Here is a 17,011-nt window from a genome sequence, read left to right as displayed (position 1 = left end):
AAGGGTTGATAGATATATATGCAACTAATTGCACTCAGGCGGGTAGCCAGCAGGAATGTCGATGAGGCGATTTTTTCAACGCGTTATTGTTACGTCCATATTGACACTGTGTCTCACCGGACGCGACGGAAGCGCCCAAGAAGTTCTTTCGCCATGTGCGTCGCGCGAACCGCCACTTTCAACATGCTCAGAACTTGCTGCCGCGTGCGTTGCCTATTTCAACAGCCCCGTCGCGCCGAATGATACCCTCCGAAGCAAGATGGTCGATCTGGATGCCAACTCCTGCATCGGATGGAAAAACAAATGCTTGAATAGCGGGATGTGGCAAGGTCCAAATTGCGTAATCATCAATATTCAGCGGAGGTAAGGCCGCACGTTCAGACGATCTGAGTGCTCTTTTCGGACGGTTGCGATACGTCAGCTTTGTGGCCCTTCGCGTCGACATTGGAATGTCCGCTTTTCCGCCGCTTACGGGGGGCGAAGCAGACATGAGCCGGAACCGGCTGATCGGTTGAAAATGACTCACAAGAGAAGCAAGCAGCCCGCATGAGCGCAGCGACTTGCGCGGAAAAACCACAACCCCGGATGTCGCTGCGCTCATCCGGGTTGCGCTTGCTACCTCTAGCCGTCGCCCGGCCAAGCCGCCATGGCCGCTGCGGCTACGCCTCTCAACTCCGCCTGTGTGGCGCCGTCCCGCGCCTGAATCGCCATTCCCTGGTAGACGCTCAGATAGAACCGGCTCAGGCCATCGATATCAGTCGCGGCGAGCAGTTCTCCGTTGGCCACTGCAGTTTCCAGCCGCGAGCGTAACGTGCCCAGCATTTCCAGCCGCACCTTCTTCATGACGCGGGCGATCGCGGCCGGCCATTCGTCGCCGACGGCCGCCAGCGCGGCCATGCAGCCCGCCGGTTTGGCCCGGGACTTCGGCAGGTTCTCGGTCGCTGCGATCAGCATGTTCTCAATGCCGGCGCGAGCCGTCGCGCCTTCCGCAAGCTTGCTCCAGATCGGCGGTCCCTGGGTCTGGACGTAACGCTCGACCGCTTCGAGATAGAGCGCCTCCTTGCTGCCGAAGGCCGCATAGAGGCTTGGCGAGCGGACGCCCATCGCATCGCACAGGTCGTTCATCGAAGTTGCCTCGAAGCCCTTGCGCCAAAACAGGAACATGGCGGCCTCGAGCGCCGCGTCGCGATCAAATCCCCTTGGCCGTCCGATAACCGCCATCACCGTTCTTTCTGTAATGAATAACACATAAGTGAGTTGAAGCCGTCGATCAAGTAGCCAATTACTTCTGTGTCGATCATTACAGAAATGGAGATTACAATGGCACTGACGGGAAAACGGGCTCTGGTGACGGGAGCAAGCAGAGGTATCGGCGCGGCGATCGCAAAGGCGCTCGCCGCTGAAGGCGCGGATGTGGCGATCACTTATGAGAAGTCCGCGGAAAGTGCCGCGGAGGTCGTCAGCGCCATACAGGCGAAGGGGCGCAGAGCCGTGGCGATCCAGGCCGACAGCGCCGATGTTGCCGCCGTTCAGGCCTCGGTCGACAAGACGGTCGCCGAACTGGGCGGGCTTGACGTCCTCGTCAACAACGCAGGAATTCTTCGATTGGCCGGGCTCAAGGACATCTCGCTCATCGACATCGACGCGCTGCTGAACGTCAACGTGCGCGCGCCAATCATTGCAAGCAAGGCAGCCCTCGCCCACCTTGCCAAGGGCGGTCGCATCGTCACCATCGGAAGCTATTTCGCAGATCGCGTTCCTGCGCCGGTCCTCGGCGTGTACGCGGCATCGAAATCGGCGCTGGCCGCGTTCACGAAGGCGTTGGCGCGGGAGCTCGGCGCAAGGGAGGTCACGGTCAACCTCGTGCAGCCCGGCTCGATCGACACCGACATGAACCCGGCGCATGGCCCGGTCGCGGACACGCTCCGGCAGTTCATGGCATTGGGCCGGTATGGCAGAGCGGACGACATCGCGAACGCGGTGGCGTTCCTGGCGAGCGCCAAGGCCCAGTACATCACCGGCTCGACGCTGACCGTTGACGGTGGCGCGAACGCCTAGACGCCAAAAGGGTTCGGCCGGACGTGGTGCCGCCCGGCCGACCCCCTTGGTCGCTTCAGCCAGCCCAATGCAGGGATAACCGCAACCCCGGATGTCGCTGCGCTGATCCGGGCTACAAAGCGCCCATCCGAGCGGTTACTATGAGATGCTCTCACGACGTCGGGGATAGCGGAGAAACACCATGGATGGGAACGATCGCTTGGATTCGATGGCGCGATGGATGTGGAACGCGAGACAGCGGCGCCAGACCTTTTCCAACCTGCCCAACGAGTTGCGGCCGTCATCCATCGCCGAGGCCTACGAAGCCCAGGAGGTTTATTATCGGCTTGCGGAGCCGGTATATGGCCCCGTTGCCGGCGCCAAGATTGCCACCACAACCAAGGTGATGCAGAAATTGATGGGCATCACGCATCCATGCGGTGGAGCGATCTTTGCACGAACGATCCATACGTCGCCGGCGAAGCTGCGGACGGCGGATTTTGTCAATCTGCGTGTCGAAAGCGAGATTGCGCTGAAACTCGGGGCTGATTTGCCCGCAACGGGCGCACCTTGGACGCGCGACACTGTCGCGCCAGCTGTCGCGAGCGCGATGCCTGCATTCGAACTGATCGAGGACCGGCACGCGGACTACAACAATACCGATGCCTCGTCGTTGATCGTCGAGAATTGCTGGAACGGTGGAATAGTCCTGGGTAACCCTCAGGCAGTTCAGGCCGGAGACCTTGTCGGCATCGCCGGTCGGCTCAGCATTAGCGGCAAGACGGTTGGCGAGGGCAACGCAGAGGATCCCTACGCAACGCTTGCCTGGGTCGCCAATCACCTCGCCGAGCGTGGTCGTGATCTAAAAGCCGGCATGGTGGTCATCACCGGCAGCGTTATTCCAACGGTTTCAATTGCGAGCGGCGACCGCGCGCTGTTCACGGTTGATGGATTGGGCGAAGTCGCCATGGAAGTCTTCTGAATGTGCTGCCGCCGCGCTCACCCCTCTTTCGGCTTCTTCGCCCGCATCTTCATCTCGCGGTAGCGCGCCGCGCCACCCTCGCGGTTGCTCTGCGGGCTGCGTTCCACCGCCATCGCGTCGTCGGGCACGTCCTTGGTGATGACGGAGCCTGAGCCGATATAGGCGCCGTTGCCGATTTTCACCGGCGCCACCAGCGAGGAGTTGGTGCCGACGAAGGCGCCCTCGCCGATCGTGGTCTTGTGCTTGAAGAAGCCGTCGTAGTTGCAGGTGATGGTGCCGGCGCCGAGATTGGCGTTGGCGCCGACATGGGCGTCGCCGACATAGGACAAATGGTTGACCTTGGCGCCCGCCTCGATCGTCGCGGCCTTGGTCTCCACGAAATTGCCGATCCGAACGCCCTCGCCAAGCGAGGTGCCCGGGCGCAGGCGCGCATAGGGACCGATCGAAGCCTTCTTGCCGATCGAGGCCTGCACGATGTGCGAGAACGAATGGATCACCGCGCCGTCGGCGATGGTGACGCCGGGGCCGATCACCACGAAAGGCTCGATGGTGACGTCGCTGCCGAAAATGGTATCGGCGGCGAGATAGATCGTCTCCGGCGCGATCAGCGTCACGCCGGCTTCGAGCGCCGTCTTGCGCAGCCGCGCCTGCATCACGGCTTCCGCTTCGGCGAGCTGCGCCTTGTTGTTGATGCCGCGCACTTCGTCTTCGCTGGTTTCGATCACGACGGCCTCCAATCCCATTTCCCTGACAATAGCGACGGCATCGACCAGATAATATTCGCTTTTGCTGTTGGCATTGCCGATCCGGTCGAGAATCTCCAGCGCGCGGTGGCCATCGAACGCCATCACGCCGGCGTTGCACAGCGTCACCTTGCGCTCTTCTTCTGTCGCGTCGGCATGCTCGCGGATCGCCATCAGGCGGTCGCCCTCGAGCAGCAGCCGGCCGTAGCCGGTCGGATCGGCGGCACGGAAGCCGAGCACGGCAAGGGCTGCGCCCTGCTCCAGGGGCGCGCGCAGCCGGGCAAAGGTTTTTGCCGAAATCAGCGGCGTATCGCCGAACGCCACCAGCAGATCGTCGGCGCCGCGCGCGATCGCGGCGCGGGCGGCCAGCACGGCATGCGCCGTGCCAAGGCGCTCGGCCTGAACGAAGGTCGAAGCATCCGCGCGGACGCGCTTGGCCTCGTCGGCGACCGCCTTGTGGTCCGGCCCGATCACGACGGCGAGCGAGGCGCCCGCGCCGTGCGGGGCCGCATCCAGCACATGCGCCAGCAGCGACTGGCCGGCGACGGGGTGCAACACCTTCGGCAGCGAGGATCGCATGCGCGTCCCCTCACCGGCCGCAAGCACGACAGTCAGGCTGGATCGAGCGGTCATTCTATTTCCTAACGGACAATTCGGACGGCGCCGGGCCGTCTTAATTGTTTTCCCCCGGAGATCAAACCGATTCGCTGCCCTGAAAACGTCCGGATTCAAGTGGCCGGCGTTTTTCCTGTTAATGTTTACCCTGTGATTCGGCGGGCCTTGAGGAGGGCCAGGGGCGCTTGGCCAGGAAAACAGACCATCTCGCAGACCTCGAGGCGGATGACACCGGTGGCGTGCTGAGCAACCTGCTGGCCGAGGAAGACGAGCTTGACCGCCGCGCGCTGTGGCGGCTCGGATCCTGGGGCGTCGGCGCAACCGTCGCGGTGGTTCTGGCCGTGATGGCCAACCAGTCGTCGCTCGGATTGAAGCAGGAACAGGTCGCCGCCGCGGATATCGCCCGGCAGGCGCAGCAAATTCAGTCCGTCGCCAAGGAGACCCACAACGAGGCGCGGCGGCTGGCCGCCGCCATCGATACGCTCAACAGCGATCGCGACAGGCTGTATTCCCGTGTCACCAGCCTGGAACAGGGGCTCGATTCCGTCACCGGGGCCATCGCCCGGCAGGGTTCCACGCAGGCTCCGCCACCGGTTGCACATCAGGAACCGCCGGCCGCCACCCAAACCCCGCCGTCGCCGGCGCCGGTAGCGACCACGGCGACCGCCACCGACAAGCCCGCTGCCGCCACCGCGGAGCCCGCCCCGGCTGCGGTTTACTCCGCCGCCAAGGATGCCGCGAAGACCGACGCCGCCAATGCGGAGAGCGCCAGGCTGGAAGCGGCAAAGGCGGAGATGACAAAAGCGGATCTGGCAAAGTCGGACTTGGCAAAGGTCGAGGCGGCAAAAGCGGACACCTTCAAGCCGGAGCCCGCAAAACCTTCACCCGCCACGCCACTGATGGCCGCGCCGTCGATGATGGCTCCGCCCGATCCCGCAGCCAGCAAGCTGATCGAGCCGGGCAAGGCTCCAAACCCTGTCATCGCGAGCCCGATCCCTGATGTCGTGGCGTCGGCGGCAGATGCGGAAGCCGACGATGACGCTGCGCCAAAAGTCTCGCTGCAGCGAACCGAGTTCGGGGTCGATCTTGGCAGCGCCAATTCGGTGAACGGGCTGCGCGCGTTGTGGCTCGGGCTGTTGAAATCGAGATCGAACGCCCCTCTGACGGCGCTGCGTCCGATCATCGTCATCAAGGAGAGCACCAACGGGCTCGGCATGCAGCTTCGCCTGGTCGCCGGTCCGCTGAACGACGCCGGCGCCGCCGCCAGGATCTGCGCCGTCCTGACTGAAAACACGCGGCCGTGCGAGACCGCGATCTTCGACGGCCAGCGGCTGTCGCTGAAGGCGGATGATTCCCCGCCCACCATCACCAAGCCTGTGCCGCGCCGGCGCGGCATCGCCAAGCGGGCGGCGGCCGCGGCGGTCGTCGAGGAGGCGCCGAAAAAGCCGGAAGCGCCGCCTGCGGCAACGCAGACGACATTGTCCTCCTTCTTCAGCCGGAAAAATTCGCAATAATCTTTTGACTACATAACGTTACGCCGAATTTTTGACATGCCTGCGCGGCATTGGCGAACGCTTGTCCCGGCAGCCAATCCCGACCATATTGCCCCCATGAAAAAATCCCCGTTTCGGCTCACGCCCTATCAAGTGCAATTCCTGCTGGTGGTCGGCTTCGTCACCGTCGGCTACGCGCTCTATCTGCGCTACCTCGCGGTCGAGCTCTCAACCGTAGCCCTGGCCTGCGACGCCGGCCTGCAGACCATGCTGTGCAAGTCGCGGACGCTCGCCACCTATTTGTTCAAGAATTCGGTGTTCGGCATCGTCGCGCTGATCATTGCGACGCTTCACGTCATGCGGCCGTCGATCGTGCTGCTGACCGGCGGGCTGATCGCGGCGGGATTGGGGATCGTGCTCTACAACATCGTGCTGTCGGGAATTGCGATCGGCCTGCTCATTTTGGGATTTGCACGGCCCGCGCCCGCCACAGCGTAAGCGCCAGCAAGAGATAGACCGCACAGGTCCACATCGACTGCCAGTTCTGGTTGCCCTCGTTGAAGCCGGTGAACAGCGCGGCCGCCACCAGCAAGCCGGCAAAAGCGGATTCGGCGATCGGGCGCACGCCCTCTTTCGGCCGGTTGAGCAGCATCAAGGCCGCGAACGGCACCACCGCCATCGTCAATGAGGCGAACGGAAAATCGCGGTAGCGCGGATCGAACGCAAAGCCGAGCGCGGTTCCCGCCGCGATCACCGTGGTGACAGCGAGCACAAAGCCCAGCAGCGCCGTCAGCACCGATTTGGTTCTGATGTCGCGCGGTCCGAGCAGTTCGAGGAATGTCGGCAGCGGCCGTCCTGACATCGCGGCGTAGGCGCACAGCATCGGCGAGGCAATGCCGGCGGCCAACAGCGCGCCCCATTGCAACCAGCCCCCTGCCCCGTAGCTCTCGTAATACATCTTGTCGGCGGCAACCCCGAGCAGCATGCCGGCCGTCGTCGCCGAGGTCCCGACCGCGATCCACGCGGCGAGTCCCGGTTTCCACGGCCGCCGCCGCAGCGTCAGCCAGCCCGCCAGGAATACGAAGGCGCTCAGCGCCATCCCGCATCCCATCAGCCATTTCCAGAACGGATAATTGCTGATCGGCTCTCCGGGCGGATATTTCACCGCCCGCCGCGCGTCATCGATCATGCCCCAATAGCCGCCGACGGTGCCCTCGAGCTGACGCTTCCAAGGCTGGTCATAAGCCTCGATCAAATTGACCCGAAACTTTTCGCGCTTGGCCAGATCAAGGATTTCAGACACGACGCGCGCCTGGTTGGTGCGCGACGGCAGCGCGCCTTCGCGCATCCGGCCCGCGCTCGGCCAGCCGGTTTCGCCGATCAGGATTTCCTTGTTGGGAAACGCCACCGCCATCCGCTTGCGGATATCGTCGACATGACCGGCGGCGAATTTCGCGCGCACCGGGATGTCTTCCCAGTACGGCAGGATGTGGATCGTGACGAAGTCGACGGCGTCATAGACTTCGCGATTGCGCAGCCAGAATTCCCAGACGTCGGCATAGGTGACGGGCACGGTGACCCGCGACTTGACCGAGCGGATATGGGCCGCGAGATCCGACGTCGTCATCTCGCCGCGCAGCAGCACCTCGTTGCCGACCACCAGCGCCGTAATGACGCCCGGGTGCTCCTTGGTCAGCTCGATCGCAACCGCAATCTGGGCGAGGTTCTTGATCCGGTTGCTGGAGAGCCAGATCCCCTGGATCACCTTCAGCCCGACCTTGGCAGCCAGTGCCGGAACCTGGTCGAGCCCGTTCTCGATCGAATAGGTCCGCACGCAGTCGGTGATCTCAGCGAGCTGCGCCAGATCCTGCGCGATCTGTTCGGGGGAGATTTGGGTGGTCGGGACCAGGGGCGTCTGCGCGCCACGGAACGGGGCGTAGGAAACGCATTGCAGCTTTGCGTTGGGATCGATCGGCGCGCGCGCGAGCGTAATCGGCGTGGCCAGCCACCACCAAAGGGCCGCGATCATACCTAGCGATGAAAGGAGAAGCGCCAGCGGCGTACGAAGAGAAATCGGTTCCATCCTCCGGGCGGGGACCGTCGATTACCCGTTCAACGGCGTTCTGCCAAGATGCACGGTACCCCTATTCCGCCGCGCCGCCTTCGGCAGTTTTGCCACCGCCACGATAAAGTTGTGAGTTTGCTGGACAAAATCCGAAATACCCGGCATGTGAATCACCTGATGTCTCCGCCGCATTGGGGACCAATTTGGGCGGCAACAAGCCAGACCACCACCCCAGCCGCGTGGCTGGAAACTAATCGGGGAATGTATGCGTCGACGGTTGCTTGATCCAAGAGTTGCGGTTTTGTGGCGCTTCGCCGCTGCCGGCCTGGCCCTCCTGATCGGATCCGCTGGCGCGTTTGCCCAGAGCGGCACCCCCGCCCCCCAGGATCAGTCCGGCAAGCCGCCGGCCAATGCCGCCGACGCCAACAAGGAAAACCAGCGCAAGGCCGACGAATTCGTCGAGGCCGCCCAGGCCATCAACGGCCCGGGCGGAAACCCCGAATGCGTCTGGCTCGGCCGCCGGGTGGTTCGCCTGATGTGGCGCGACGACCTCGACACCGCATTCCGGCATCTCGATCTCTACGACCGGTTCGGCTGCCCCGGCGGCCATGTCCAGGCGGCCTTCCGCTGCCTGACCCGCTTTGGCGGGCAGATCGATCCCAAGGTGGCCGAAACCCTCGACAGCCGCATCCACGTCTGCTGGATCAATCCGGGCGCCCAGCCCCAGGCTGCCGCGGCGGCAAGCCCGGCGCCGGTGGCGGTACCTGCGACCGCCGGCAATGCATCGCCCTCGCCGGCTCCCGGCGCAGCACCTGCCGCCCCGGCGAAATAGACGCCCGGCATTCAGGCTACGTTCAGCGGAACGTTCCTATTGATCCGGCGTTTGGATTGGTCGCGCCCTGGAAACGCCGTCCTTAAAAAAGTCACGGCGTCATTCCAGTTGTGAAATTGCAGGGCAGGACTATCCTTATGATGCCGCCGTGTCGGTCGAGCCTAGGGGACGGGTTCGCTTACCTCAAATTGCAGCCCCGTATGGTTTAGCCCCCGATGCGTGCCGTCGTCGCCGTTCTGCTGTTTGTGACCGCAGCTCACGCCGGGCTGTGGGGCCTGTTCCAGGAAAAGCAGCCGGCCCCCGATTTCCGCGGCATCCTGCCCAGCCTCTCCTACACGCCGTTTGAACCGGGTCACACCGTCGCTGACGGCGATGCTGAGAAGGTTCGCGCCGACCTGAAGAAACTCTCCACCCTGACGCGAGCGATCCGCCTGTACTCCTCGACGGAAGGCAACGAACTGGTGCCGCCGATTGCCGCGGAATTCGGCGTCAAGGTCACGGTCGGCGCCTGGATCGACAAGGACAAGGACCGCAACAAGCGCGAGATCGAGGCGGCCATCAGCCTGGCTCGACGCAACAGCAATGTCATCGGGGTCGTGGTCGGCAACGAAACCGTGTTCCGGGGTGAAGCGGTCCCGCTCGAGAACCTTGGGCCGATCGCCGAAACCGGGCTCGAACCCGCGGAGGCCGCGCGGATACTCAACGAGGAAAACCAGCGGGTTCGGGAAGCGGAAGCGCAGCCTGACGACAAGCGTGCCGAAGCATTGAAATGGACGCTTGCGGAAAACAACGTCTATCGGCTGGGAAAGCTGATCCAGCGGATCAAGAAGTCCGTCAATGTTCCCGTGACAACAGGCGAAATCTGGAACATCTGGCGCGACCATCCTCAGCTCGCCAATTCCGCGGATTTCATCGGCGCGCACGTGCTGCCCTACTGGGAGAATTTTACGGACAAGCAGGCCGTCGATCAGGCTGTCGCCATGTACCAGCTGTTGCGCGACCAGTTTCCGGGAAAACGGATCGTCATTGCCGAATTCGGCTGGCCCAGCGCCGGGTATAATCTGCGAAACGCCGAGCCTGGCAGGTTCGAGCAGGCCTCGGTGCTGCGCAATTTCGTCGCCCGCGCCGAAGCCATCGGCATGGACTACAACATCGTCGAGGCGATCGATCAGCCCTGGAAATTCTTCGAAGGCGGCGTCGGACCTTATTGGGGCATTCTCGATGCGTCGCGCGAGCCGAAATTTTCGTGGACCGGGCCGATCGTGAACGAGAACTACTGGAAGCTAGCGGCGATCGCGCTCCTGGTCGGCATCCTGATGTCCCTGCCGATCCTGCGGATCGAGCAGCCGACCATCATGCAGGCGCTGGTGCTGTCGGCGGCGGCCAACGGCGTCGGCGCCTGGACTTCCACCGTGTTCGCCTACTGGACCGGGCACTATTTCGTGTTCGGCTCGGCGTTTGCGCTGACGCTCGGCCTGATCCTGCTGGTGCCGCTGGTTCTTATTGCGATGGCGCGCATCGACGAAATCGCAGCCGTGGCCTTCGGCCACGGTCCGCGCCGGCTGGTTGCCAAGAGCGCCGAGCCGATGCCGCCGGCGACGATCGGCGACGCCGTCGCCTTTCCAAAAGTCTCGATCCACATTCCCGCCTATTTCGAGCCGGTCGAGATGCTCAAGCAGACGCTGGATGCGGTGTCGCGGCTCGACTATCCGAATTTCGAATGCGTCTGCATCATCAACAACACGCCCGATCCGGAGTTCTGGCAACCGATCCAGGACCACTGCCGCACGCTCGGCGAACGCTTCAAGTTCATCAATGCCGAGAAGGTGCAGGGCTTCAAGGCCGGCGCGCTGCGCATCGCCATGGAGCGCACCGCCGTGGACGCCGAGATCATCGGCATCATCGACGCCGACTATGTCGTGCATCCGGACTGGCTGAAGGATCTGGTTCCTGTGTTCGCCGACCCGCGTGTCGGCCTGGTGCAGGCGCCGCAGGAGCATCGCGACGGCGACCGCTCGCTGATGCACTACATCATGAACGGCGAATATGCCGGGTTCTTCGACATCGGCATGGTTCAGCGCAACGAGCATAACGCCATCATCGTGCACGGCACGATGTGCCTGATCCGCCGCGCGGCGATGGACATGGCCGGCGGCTGGTCCAGCGACACCATCTGCGAGGACACCGATCTCGGCCTTACCATCCAGCAGCAGGGCTGGCTGACGCACTACACCAACGTGCGCTATGGCGAGGGTCTGCTGCCCGACACCTATGAGGCGTTCAAGAAGCAGCGTCACCGCTGGGCCTATGGCGGTCTCCAGATCGTCAAGAAGCATTGGCGGCGCTTCATGCCCGGCGCGAGCCGGCTATCGCCGGACCAACGCCGCGAATTTTCGCTGGGCTGGCTGAACTGGCTGGGGGCCGAAAGCCTCGGCGTGGTGGTCGCGATCCTCAACCTGATCTGGGTCCCGATCGTGGCGTTTGCCGACATCGCGATTCCCGACAAGATCCTGACGCTGCCGATCATCGCCTCCTTTGTCGTATCGCTCGTGCATTTCATCGCGCTCTATCGTCTTCGGGTGAAGATCAAGGCCGGCCAGATGCTGGGCGCCATGATCGCAGCCATGAGCGTGCAGTGGACGGTATCGCGCGCGGTGGCGCAGGGCTTGATCACCGAGCATATCGCCTTCGCCCGGACCTCCAAGGGCGGGTTGTCGCGGATGTCGATCGAATTCCAGGCGTTCTGGGAAGCCGTGATCGGCGTGCTGCTCCTGGTCGGCGCCACGGTGCTGGTTGTGACGAACGGCTACAAACAGGTGCGCGAGATCTACATCTTCGCGGGCGTGCTGGTGCTGCAAAGCCTGCCGTTCCTCGCGGCGGTTGCGATTGCGCTTTTGGAAAACTCCCGCACCAATTCCTTCGCCTTCTGGCGCAACAGCGCGGTGCGGACGGCGGAACTGATCGGGCTGCGCCCGGTCCGCCTGCCGGCGGTCGGCAGCCAGTCCCAGCCGGTAGCGTCCGAAATTCGCCGCGAGGCGAACTGACGGTGGATGAACGGGCCCCCGTCCGCTTCAACAAGCCTTGCTAAGCATCACGGGCACAAGGAAAATTCGACTTACGCGAGTGCCGTTTTGTCGCGCCGGCACTATTGACCCGCAGGGGCCCGCCCCCTACACAGCGCGGCGAGTGAGCGCGTAGCTCAGGTGGTAGAGCACGTGACTTTTAATCATGGGGTCGAGGGTTCGAGTCCCTCCGCGCTCACCAATGAATAATCAATACCTTAGCAGGTATTTTTAGCCCAAAGCCCCGATCTGGAAATCCTCGGCAGCAGCATTGATTGAAGCGGCCCTGACTATTGCGAACATGGGGGAACGGCTCCGACCCGGGACCGGGCGCAAATGCCCCACCTTCACCATGATTTGTGCATACATCCGTCCAACGCCTGCTGGGGCAGGACAGCGCCAATGGCAGCTAGTTTCCGTGAGACAACGGATGAGGAATTCGAGGTGCAGATTCGCAACCTCGTGCGCGTCGTATCCGTCTGCACCCTGGGGCTTTGGTCCTTTTCCGCGGGCCTGCTGATCGGGACCTTCTATCTGTTTTGAACAGTGTTGCGGACGGGCGACTTCCGCTTTAGGTCGGCCGTTACGTCAGCGCCCCTACCCAACCCGTACGGCTTGTTGAGAAAGTAGTCGCGGTTGCCCAGCGCCTTCTCTGCGCACTGATCAATCGCCACGGTGATCGCCTGGACGTGCTGATAGCCGTAACCCTCCCACGTGGCCTGCTGGCGCAATCAGCGCGACTGGGCAGAGAGGAAGTATGCGGCACGGTTGCGCGGCGAGAAGGCATCGACTGCCCGATGAAAATTCGGGTGCGAAGTTGATCTCGTCGAACCAATCATTGCCGGTCGGCACGGTTTCGCCGGTGGTGGAAACGCAGAACTACAGCGTTTCTGGCATAGTGCGAAGACGGGGTGGCGGACTGACCTAGCGTGTCTGCTGACGCTGCCTGGGCCGCCCGTTCGGCTGCCGCCACCTCGGTCCGCAATGTCCAGAGTTCTTCCATAGCGACTTTAAGATCATCGTCGGATGCAGGTGCACGGCGAAATAGCATTGAACTCAGAGGAACTCTCATGTGGTTCCACTCCCTCGGCGCTGCGCCATGACACGACGCACTACAAAAAGCACAGCGAGAAGAGTCGTTCCAACTACGGGAAAAAATGGCAATTTGGCTGGCGCCTTGATACTTCTAGGCACCTGGCCTTGCTCCCGAGATTGACTTTGCCCTCCCGGGGCGGAACACCCAAGATCATTGCCCCGAGTAATTTATTGCCCTGGTCTGCCCTGTTTGAGGATCCGATACCGTTTCCGGATGGCCGGCAGCTTCTCACCCTAAGGGATGCCGCCAACCACATCATGGAGCTGCCGAAGGCGGAGCACTCCGCGCCCGAATGGCAGACCGCCATGGAGGCGCTGATTCTCGTTGGAGGGACCGGCGGCCCTACGATGTTGGCTCGGATCGGTGTCATGCGGGCTTTAAACCGCCACGTCGAGCGGGTGTTCAATCCCGGGCGCAAAGAAACACATTGGGGCAAGCGCAAGCTGAAGAGAGACCAATGACCGTTTTGTCTATATCAACACCAGCAAGCAGGTCGGCGATGCCGAGCACATCAGGGTGTTCGCAAATGTGGACGCCGCGGAAACCTGGTTTGCGGAGAACGATCCGGAAGGGGTGGCCTTCGACTATGAGGTTTTAGGAACCGAAGGCGGCTAAGGCACGTTAGATGTAAGAGCATTGTTCGCTCCAAGGCGACGAACTAAACTAACGGCCCCGAGCCTCCCCCCGTTCCGGGGCCGTTTTTTGTTGAGGGTGCAGAGCCAGCTTTTTGGCCTCCAACTCTGCGATTAAATCCGCAATGCCATTGAGCGTTTGCTGATCCGATACCCGCAACGCGAGCGTTCTCAGATGCTCAATCTTTCGGTCGATCTGGATGCACTCGCTACACATGAAGTCCCGCATTTGCGCGAGGGTTAATGTTCATGAACAGCCTTATGACTGCTTTGTTTCAACGGGCGGGTACGAAAAAGCCGCCGCCTGCGGCCAATTGCCACTTTTTCCCGAATACGTGAACTAGATCACAACACCTTGCCCGTGCCGGTCGGAGAATGCAGGGCGTGGGAGGGTCCACGTCATGACCGAACCTGCGAAGCGCGTACCGAATTGGCTCAGGCTCGATATTGCGGTCCTTGTGGCTGGCGCGGCCATCATGATCGCAACCGGCCTGTGGTTAGAACCTAACCGGGACGGTGTTGTTCAGCGCATAGCTCACAGCGCTCACTCAATGAGCCACGTGGTGTGGCACTACGTGACCGAGCACAAGAAACCAGTCGTGCCAAAGCTAAAAACTCCACTTTAGGGCGCGGGGCCGAAACCTCGCGCCCATTATCGTCAACGCGCCCAATCATGGGGTCGAGGCTGGTGGTGGAGCGCGGCAAGAGACCCGATAGCATCCGGGCAATCAGATCATTTTGCTCTTTTCATCATGATGCGGGTCGCGTTGCGAGGATCGCTGATCGACGCAGCCGCTTAACGTTGAAACACGACTTTGCCGCCCACCATCGTCATATCGGCCTTGATATCCTTGATCTGGTCCTCCGGGATGCTCATGATATCGGCGGAGAGGACCGCAAGATCGGCCAGCTTTCCGGCTTCGAGCGTGCCCTTGCGTCCTTCGTCGAACATGTATCGTGATGCGGCGCTGGTATAGAGGCGGAGAGCCTGCTCGCGGCTGATCGCTTCCGAGGCGCCGTAGACGTTCCCATTCGGGTCCTTCCGCGTCACCATGATGTAGATGTTGAGGAAGGGATTGATCGGATTGACCGGGAAATCCGTGCCCGCGCCCAAATTGTCGAGGCCCATCCTGTCGATCAGGGTTTTGGTGGGAAGCGCGCGATCGGCGGTTGCCCTTCCGAGGAAGCGTTCGACGGTAGCGGCCTTGTCCCACATGAACACGTTTTGAAAGTCGACCCGAACGCCCAATGTACGCGCGCGGTCCATCTGCTCCGGCCGGATCAGGCTCGCATGGATCAGGATGAATCTGCGATCCCGGATCGATTTTTCCTTGTCGGCAGCTTCGAAGGCATCGAGCACCTGATCGACGCCGAGATCGCCGACGACGTGAACGCCGACGCGCCAATTCGATTTGTTGGCGATCGAAACCAGCTGCTTCAACCGTTCCGGCGTCTGCTGGGCGATGCCGCGATAGTTATCGTGGGAATCCGGATAGACGTCCCGCATCATCGCGGTCCTCAGCGTCATGCCGCCGTCGTAGAATATCTTGATGCCGCCGAATTTGAGCCAGTCGTCGCCGAAACCGGATGTCGCACCGCCGCCGCTCATGATCGCTTCCCAAGCCGATAGTTCGGCTGGCGGTTCGGGGCGATACATAAGGCCGACGCGCAGTGTCGCGGCGTTCGACAGGGCGATCTTCTGCAACGTCCGCGTATCACGCGCCGTCGTCGCGCCTTCCACCACGCTGGTGATTCCGTAGCTGTTCAGCACGCCTTCGGCGATCTTGTACTGCCGGATCTCCTCATCCTCGGTAAAGGGAGGCACGAGATTCTCGACCAGCGGGATCGCCGTCTCGACGAGAACGCCGGTCAATTCGCCGGACGTATCCTTTTCGAACGAGCCACCGCTCGGGTTCGGCGAGGTTTTGTCGATCCCGGCCTTCTGCAGGGCGAGACTGTTGGCCATCGCAAAGTGACCAACAGTACGCAGATAGACCGGATTGTTCGGCGCGACGCTGTCGATTTCCTGGCGGGTTAGATAGCGCTTTTCCACGAGCTGTGACGGTGGATGCCAACCGCCAGTGATGATCCACTCGCCGGGCTTTTTCCTGGCGACGAACGCCTTCAGCAGTTCGAGCGCCCCTGCGACGCTTTTTGCCGGACCGAGATTGACGACGTAATCGCCAAGACCCGCCGCACCGAAATGCGCATGGGTATCAATCAAGCCGGGAACGACGGATTTTCCGGCAAGATCGATGACGCGTGTCTGCGGTCCGGCCATCGGCCTGACCGCCGCATCGCTTCCAACCGCCAGTATCTTTCCATCACGGACAGCCAACGCTTCAGCCACTGACGACCGGCTGTCCATGGTGAGGATTCTCCCGCTCACCAGGACGAGGTCAGGCGAATTCAAATCCGCCTGCTGGGCGGCCGCGTGCTCCGACAGCGCGCAGCCGGCGATAATTCCAACGATCAACAATTTCCTGGCGTGTCGCATGTCGTTTGCGCCAATCTCATTTGTTCAATAGGCGAACAATTGCCCGACCATTGACCAGCATGCATTCAAACTACTTTCCAGCGCAAGCCTCAACGAAGCTTCATGCCTCGCAAGCGCAATCGAAGCCGCTCAGAGGCAATCTCGCGCCATGACCAGGCGTCGATGAGCGATGCCGTACAGTTCAGAAACCTGGGGCGAGGGCATCGATCGATCGGCGGCGGCGCTGTTCAGGGGCGCAAATCCATGTCGATCCGGATAAAGTCGCCGCGATAGGTGACTTCGCCGAGATAGATGACTGTGCGGTCGGCCGTGGTGAAGACTCGCCGGACTTCGGCAACCGGTGAGTTCAACGGTATCTGCAGCAGCCTCGCCGCTTCCAGATCGGCCGTACCGATCGTCAGCGTCTGCCACGCGCTGCTGATCGCGGGATCGCGCATATCCTTCAGAATCGGAATTACCGTCTCCTTGCGGAAACGCTTCGGGTATTTCCGGAAGATCTTTTCATCGAGATAGATCGAGATCACGCAGTAAGGCCGGCCGTTGCGCGAATGTACCCGGCGCATGAACACGTAATGCGCCGCCGCCTTGCCATCCCCGGCCAGCAACGGTGCGTCGGTTCGACTCTCAGAGATATTTATGATTTCAGGTGACGTATCGCGGTAGACCTCGGCGAGATCGGACAGCGTGGTCTCAACCCTGAGCCAGCGATCCTGCTTCAGCGTACCCGTCACGAAAGTTCCGCGTCCCTGCTGAGCCTCGATCACCCCGTCGCGCGCCAATAGTTCGACCGCCTGGCGGATGGTGACGCGCGAGACGCCAAATTCGGCCGCGAGCGATTCGTTGGCCGGCAGCCGCAGGCCCTTGGCCCATATGCCGCGCGCGATCCGTTGCCGGAAAATGTCGGCGATCTGCGCATATTTCGGAACGTGACTATCGGAGATCAAATCCATGGCACGG

Annotated in this window: 15 protein-coding genes and 1 tRNA gene; 10 read left to right on the top strand and 6 right to left on the bottom strand. The window is 62.2% G+C overall.

Going from position 1 to position 17,011, the window contains the following annotated elements; genetic code table 11:
• Positions 1-187: 187 nt before the first annotated feature.
• Together V1283_RS15585 and V1283_RS15580 are read right to left on the bottom strand one after the other, a co-directional pair.
• The gene (locus V1283_RS15585; protein ID WP_334387348.1) at positions 188-601 is read right to left on the bottom strand and encodes a hypothetical protein; all 414 of its coding nucleotides are present in this window, start codon (positions 599-601) and stop codon (positions 188-190) included.
• A gap of 20 nt (positions 602-621) precedes the next feature.
• A complete protein-coding gene (locus tag V1283_RS15580) occupies positions 622-1,221 on the bottom strand; it encodes a TetR/AcrR family transcriptional regulator (RefSeq protein WP_334387347.1) in 600 nt (199 codons plus the stop codon).
• A 99-nt stretch (positions 1,222-1,320) separates the two neighbouring features.
• Here V1283_RS15580 and V1283_RS15575 point away from each other — a divergent pair, with 99 nt between their 5' ends.
• Together V1283_RS15575 and V1283_RS15570 are read left to right on the top strand one after the other, a co-directional pair.
• Positions 1,321-2,058 (top strand): SDR family oxidoreductase, encoded by a 738-nt coding sequence (locus V1283_RS15575; RefSeq protein ID WP_334387346.1) that lies wholly within the window; start codon positions 1,321-1,323, stop codon positions 2,056-2,058.
• Between the two features lie 181 nt (positions 2,059-2,239).
• Positions 2,240-3,019, top strand: coding sequence for a 2-keto-4-pentenoate hydratase (locus tag V1283_RS15570; RefSeq protein ID WP_334387345.1), 780 nt, complete (start codon positions 2,240-2,242; stop codon positions 3,017-3,019).
• A 17-nt stretch (positions 3,020-3,036) separates the two neighbouring features.
• On the opposite strand, the gene glmU is transcribed toward V1283_RS15570, so the two are convergent.
• On the bottom strand, positions 3,037-4,395 hold the full coding sequence (gene glmU, locus V1283_RS15565; protein ID WP_334387344.1) for a bifunctional UDP-N-acetylglucosamine diphosphorylase/glucosamine-1-phosphate N-acetyltransferase GlmU: 1,359 nt from the start codon (positions 4,393-4,395) through the stop codon (positions 3,037-3,039).
• Positions 4,396-4,562: 167 nt separating this feature from the next.
• Between glmU and V1283_RS15560 the strand changes: the two genes are divergently transcribed.
• Both V1283_RS15560 and V1283_RS15555 read left to right on the top strand, forming a co-directional pair.
• The gene (locus tag V1283_RS15560; protein ID WP_334387343.1) at positions 4,563-5,891 is read left to right on the top strand and encodes a hypothetical protein; all 1,329 of its coding nucleotides are present in this window, start codon (positions 4,563-4,565) and stop codon (positions 5,889-5,891) included.
• 96 nt (positions 5,892-5,987) lie between these two features.
• Entirely contained in the window at positions 5,988-6,368 is a 381-nt protein-coding gene (locus V1283_RS15555) for a hypothetical protein (protein WP_334387342.1), read from the top strand.
• On the opposite strand, the gene V1283_RS15550 is transcribed toward V1283_RS15555, so the two are convergent.
• Positions 6,328-7,953 carry a glycoside hydrolase family 17 protein gene (locus V1283_RS15550; RefSeq protein WP_334387341.1) on the bottom strand — a complete coding sequence of 542 codons (1,626 nt, stop codon included), beginning with the start codon at positions 7,951-7,953 and terminating at the stop codon, positions 6,328-6,330. The two genes, V1283_RS15555 and V1283_RS15550, sit on opposite strands and share 41 nt — an antisense overlap.
• A 247-nt stretch (positions 7,954-8,200) precedes the next feature.
• Between V1283_RS15550 and V1283_RS15545 the strand changes: the two genes are divergently transcribed.
• The 6 genes from V1283_RS15545 to V1283_RS15520 all read left to right on the top strand — a co-directional run bounded on the left by V1283_RS15545 (position 8,201) and on the right by V1283_RS15520 (position 14,183).
• Complete coding sequence (locus V1283_RS15545) at positions 8,201-8,767, top strand: beta-1-3, beta-1-6-glucan biosynthesis protein (protein ID WP_334387340.1); 567 nt, start codon at positions 8,201-8,203, stop codon at positions 8,765-8,767.
• A 215-nt stretch (positions 8,768-8,982) separates the two neighbouring features.
• Entirely contained in the window at positions 8,983-11,811 is a 2,829-nt protein-coding gene (locus V1283_RS15540) for a glycosyltransferase (protein WP_334387339.1), read from the top strand.
• Between the two features lie 144 nt (positions 11,812-11,955).
• Positions 11,956-12,031: transfer RNA gene (locus V1283_RS15535), tRNA-Lys, on the top strand.
• Positions 12,032-12,231: 200 nt separating this feature from the next.
• Positions 12,232-12,372, top strand: a complete 141-nt coding sequence (locus V1283_RS15530) for a hypothetical protein (RefSeq protein ID WP_334387338.1) — start codon at positions 12,232-12,234, stop codon at positions 12,370-12,372.
• A 483-nt stretch (positions 12,373-12,855) separates the two neighbouring features.
• Positions 12,856-13,386, top strand: coding sequence for a hypothetical protein (locus V1283_RS15525; protein WP_334387337.1), 531 nt, complete (start codon positions 12,856-12,858; stop codon positions 13,384-13,386).
• 572 nt (positions 13,387-13,958) lie between these two features.
• Positions 13,959-14,183, top strand: a complete 225-nt coding sequence (locus tag V1283_RS15520) for a hypothetical protein (protein WP_334387336.1) — start codon at positions 13,959-13,961, stop codon at positions 14,181-14,183.
• A 170-nt stretch (positions 14,184-14,353) separates the two neighbouring features.
• Here the strand turns inward: V1283_RS15520 and V1283_RS15515 are convergent, their stop codons facing one another.
• A complete protein-coding gene (locus V1283_RS15515; RefSeq protein WP_334387335.1) occupies positions 14,354-16,054 on the bottom strand; it encodes an amidohydrolase in 1,701 nt (566 codons plus the stop codon).
• Between the two features lie 227 nt (positions 16,055-16,281).
• Entirely contained in the window at positions 16,282-17,004 is a 723-nt protein-coding gene (locus V1283_RS15510; RefSeq protein ID WP_334387334.1) for a GntR family transcriptional regulator, read from the bottom strand.
• Between the last annotated feature and the right edge of the window lie 7 nt (positions 17,005-17,011).

The organism is Bradyrhizobium sp. AZCC 2262, assembly GCF_036924535.1.
Taxonomy (GTDB): domain Bacteria; phylum Pseudomonadota; class Alphaproteobacteria; order Rhizobiales; family Xanthobacteraceae; genus Bradyrhizobium.
Note: the sequence above shows the minus strand (reverse complement) of the source record. Positions and strands in the feature narration are given on the sequence as shown.

What these genes read in the sequence shown, in the direction of transcription:
- V1283_RS15585 (WP_334387348.1), bottom strand. Translation starts at nt 601, where the DNA reads ATGAGCGCAGCGACATCCGGGGTTGTGGTTTTTCCGCGCAAGTCGCTG.
- V1283_RS15580 (WP_334387347.1), bottom strand. Translation starts at nt 1,221, where the DNA reads ATGGCGGTTATCGGACGGCCAAGGGGATTTGATCGCGACGCGGCGCTC.
- V1283_RS15575 (WP_334387346.1), top strand. Translation starts at nt 1,321, where the DNA reads ATGGCACTGACGGGAAAACGGGCTCTGGTGACGGGAGCAAGCAGAGGT.
- V1283_RS15570 (WP_334387345.1), top strand. Translation starts at nt 2,240, where the DNA reads ATGGATGGGAACGATCGCTTGGATTCGATGGCGCGATGGATGTGGAAC.
- glmU (WP_334387344.1), bottom strand. Translation starts at nt 4,395, where the DNA reads ATGACCGCTCGATCCAGCCTGACTGTCGTGCTTGCGGCCGGTGAGGGG.
- V1283_RS15555 (WP_334387342.1), top strand. Translation starts at nt 5,988, where the DNA reads ATGAAAAAATCCCCGTTTCGGCTCACGCCCTATCAAGTGCAATTCCTG.
- V1283_RS15550 (WP_334387341.1), bottom strand. Translation starts at nt 7,953, where the DNA reads ATGGAACCGATTTCTCTTCGTACGCCGCTGGCGCTTCTCCTTTCATCG.
- V1283_RS15545 (WP_334387340.1), top strand. Translation starts at nt 8,201, where the DNA reads ATGCGTCGACGGTTGCTTGATCCAAGAGTTGCGGTTTTGTGGCGCTTC.
- V1283_RS15540 (WP_334387339.1), top strand. Translation starts at nt 8,983, where the DNA reads ATGCGTGCCGTCGTCGCCGTTCTGCTGTTTGTGACCGCAGCTCACGCC.
- V1283_RS15530 (WP_334387338.1), top strand. Translation starts at nt 12,232, where the DNA reads ATGGCAGCTAGTTTCCGTGAGACAACGGATGAGGAATTCGAGGTGCAG.
- V1283_RS15525 (WP_334387337.1), top strand. Translation starts at nt 12,856, where the DNA reads ATGCAGGTGCACGGCGAAATAGCATTGAACTCAGAGGAACTCTCATGT.
- V1283_RS15520 (WP_334387336.1), top strand. Translation starts at nt 13,959, where the DNA reads ATGACCGAACCTGCGAAGCGCGTACCGAATTGGCTCAGGCTCGATATT.
- V1283_RS15515 (WP_334387335.1), bottom strand. Translation starts at nt 16,054, where the DNA reads ATGCGACACGCCAGGAAATTGTTGATCGTTGGAATTATCGCCGGCTGC.
- V1283_RS15510 (WP_334387334.1), bottom strand. Translation starts at nt 17,004, where the DNA reads ATGGATTTGATCTCCGATAGTCACGTTCCGAAATATGCGCAGATCGCC.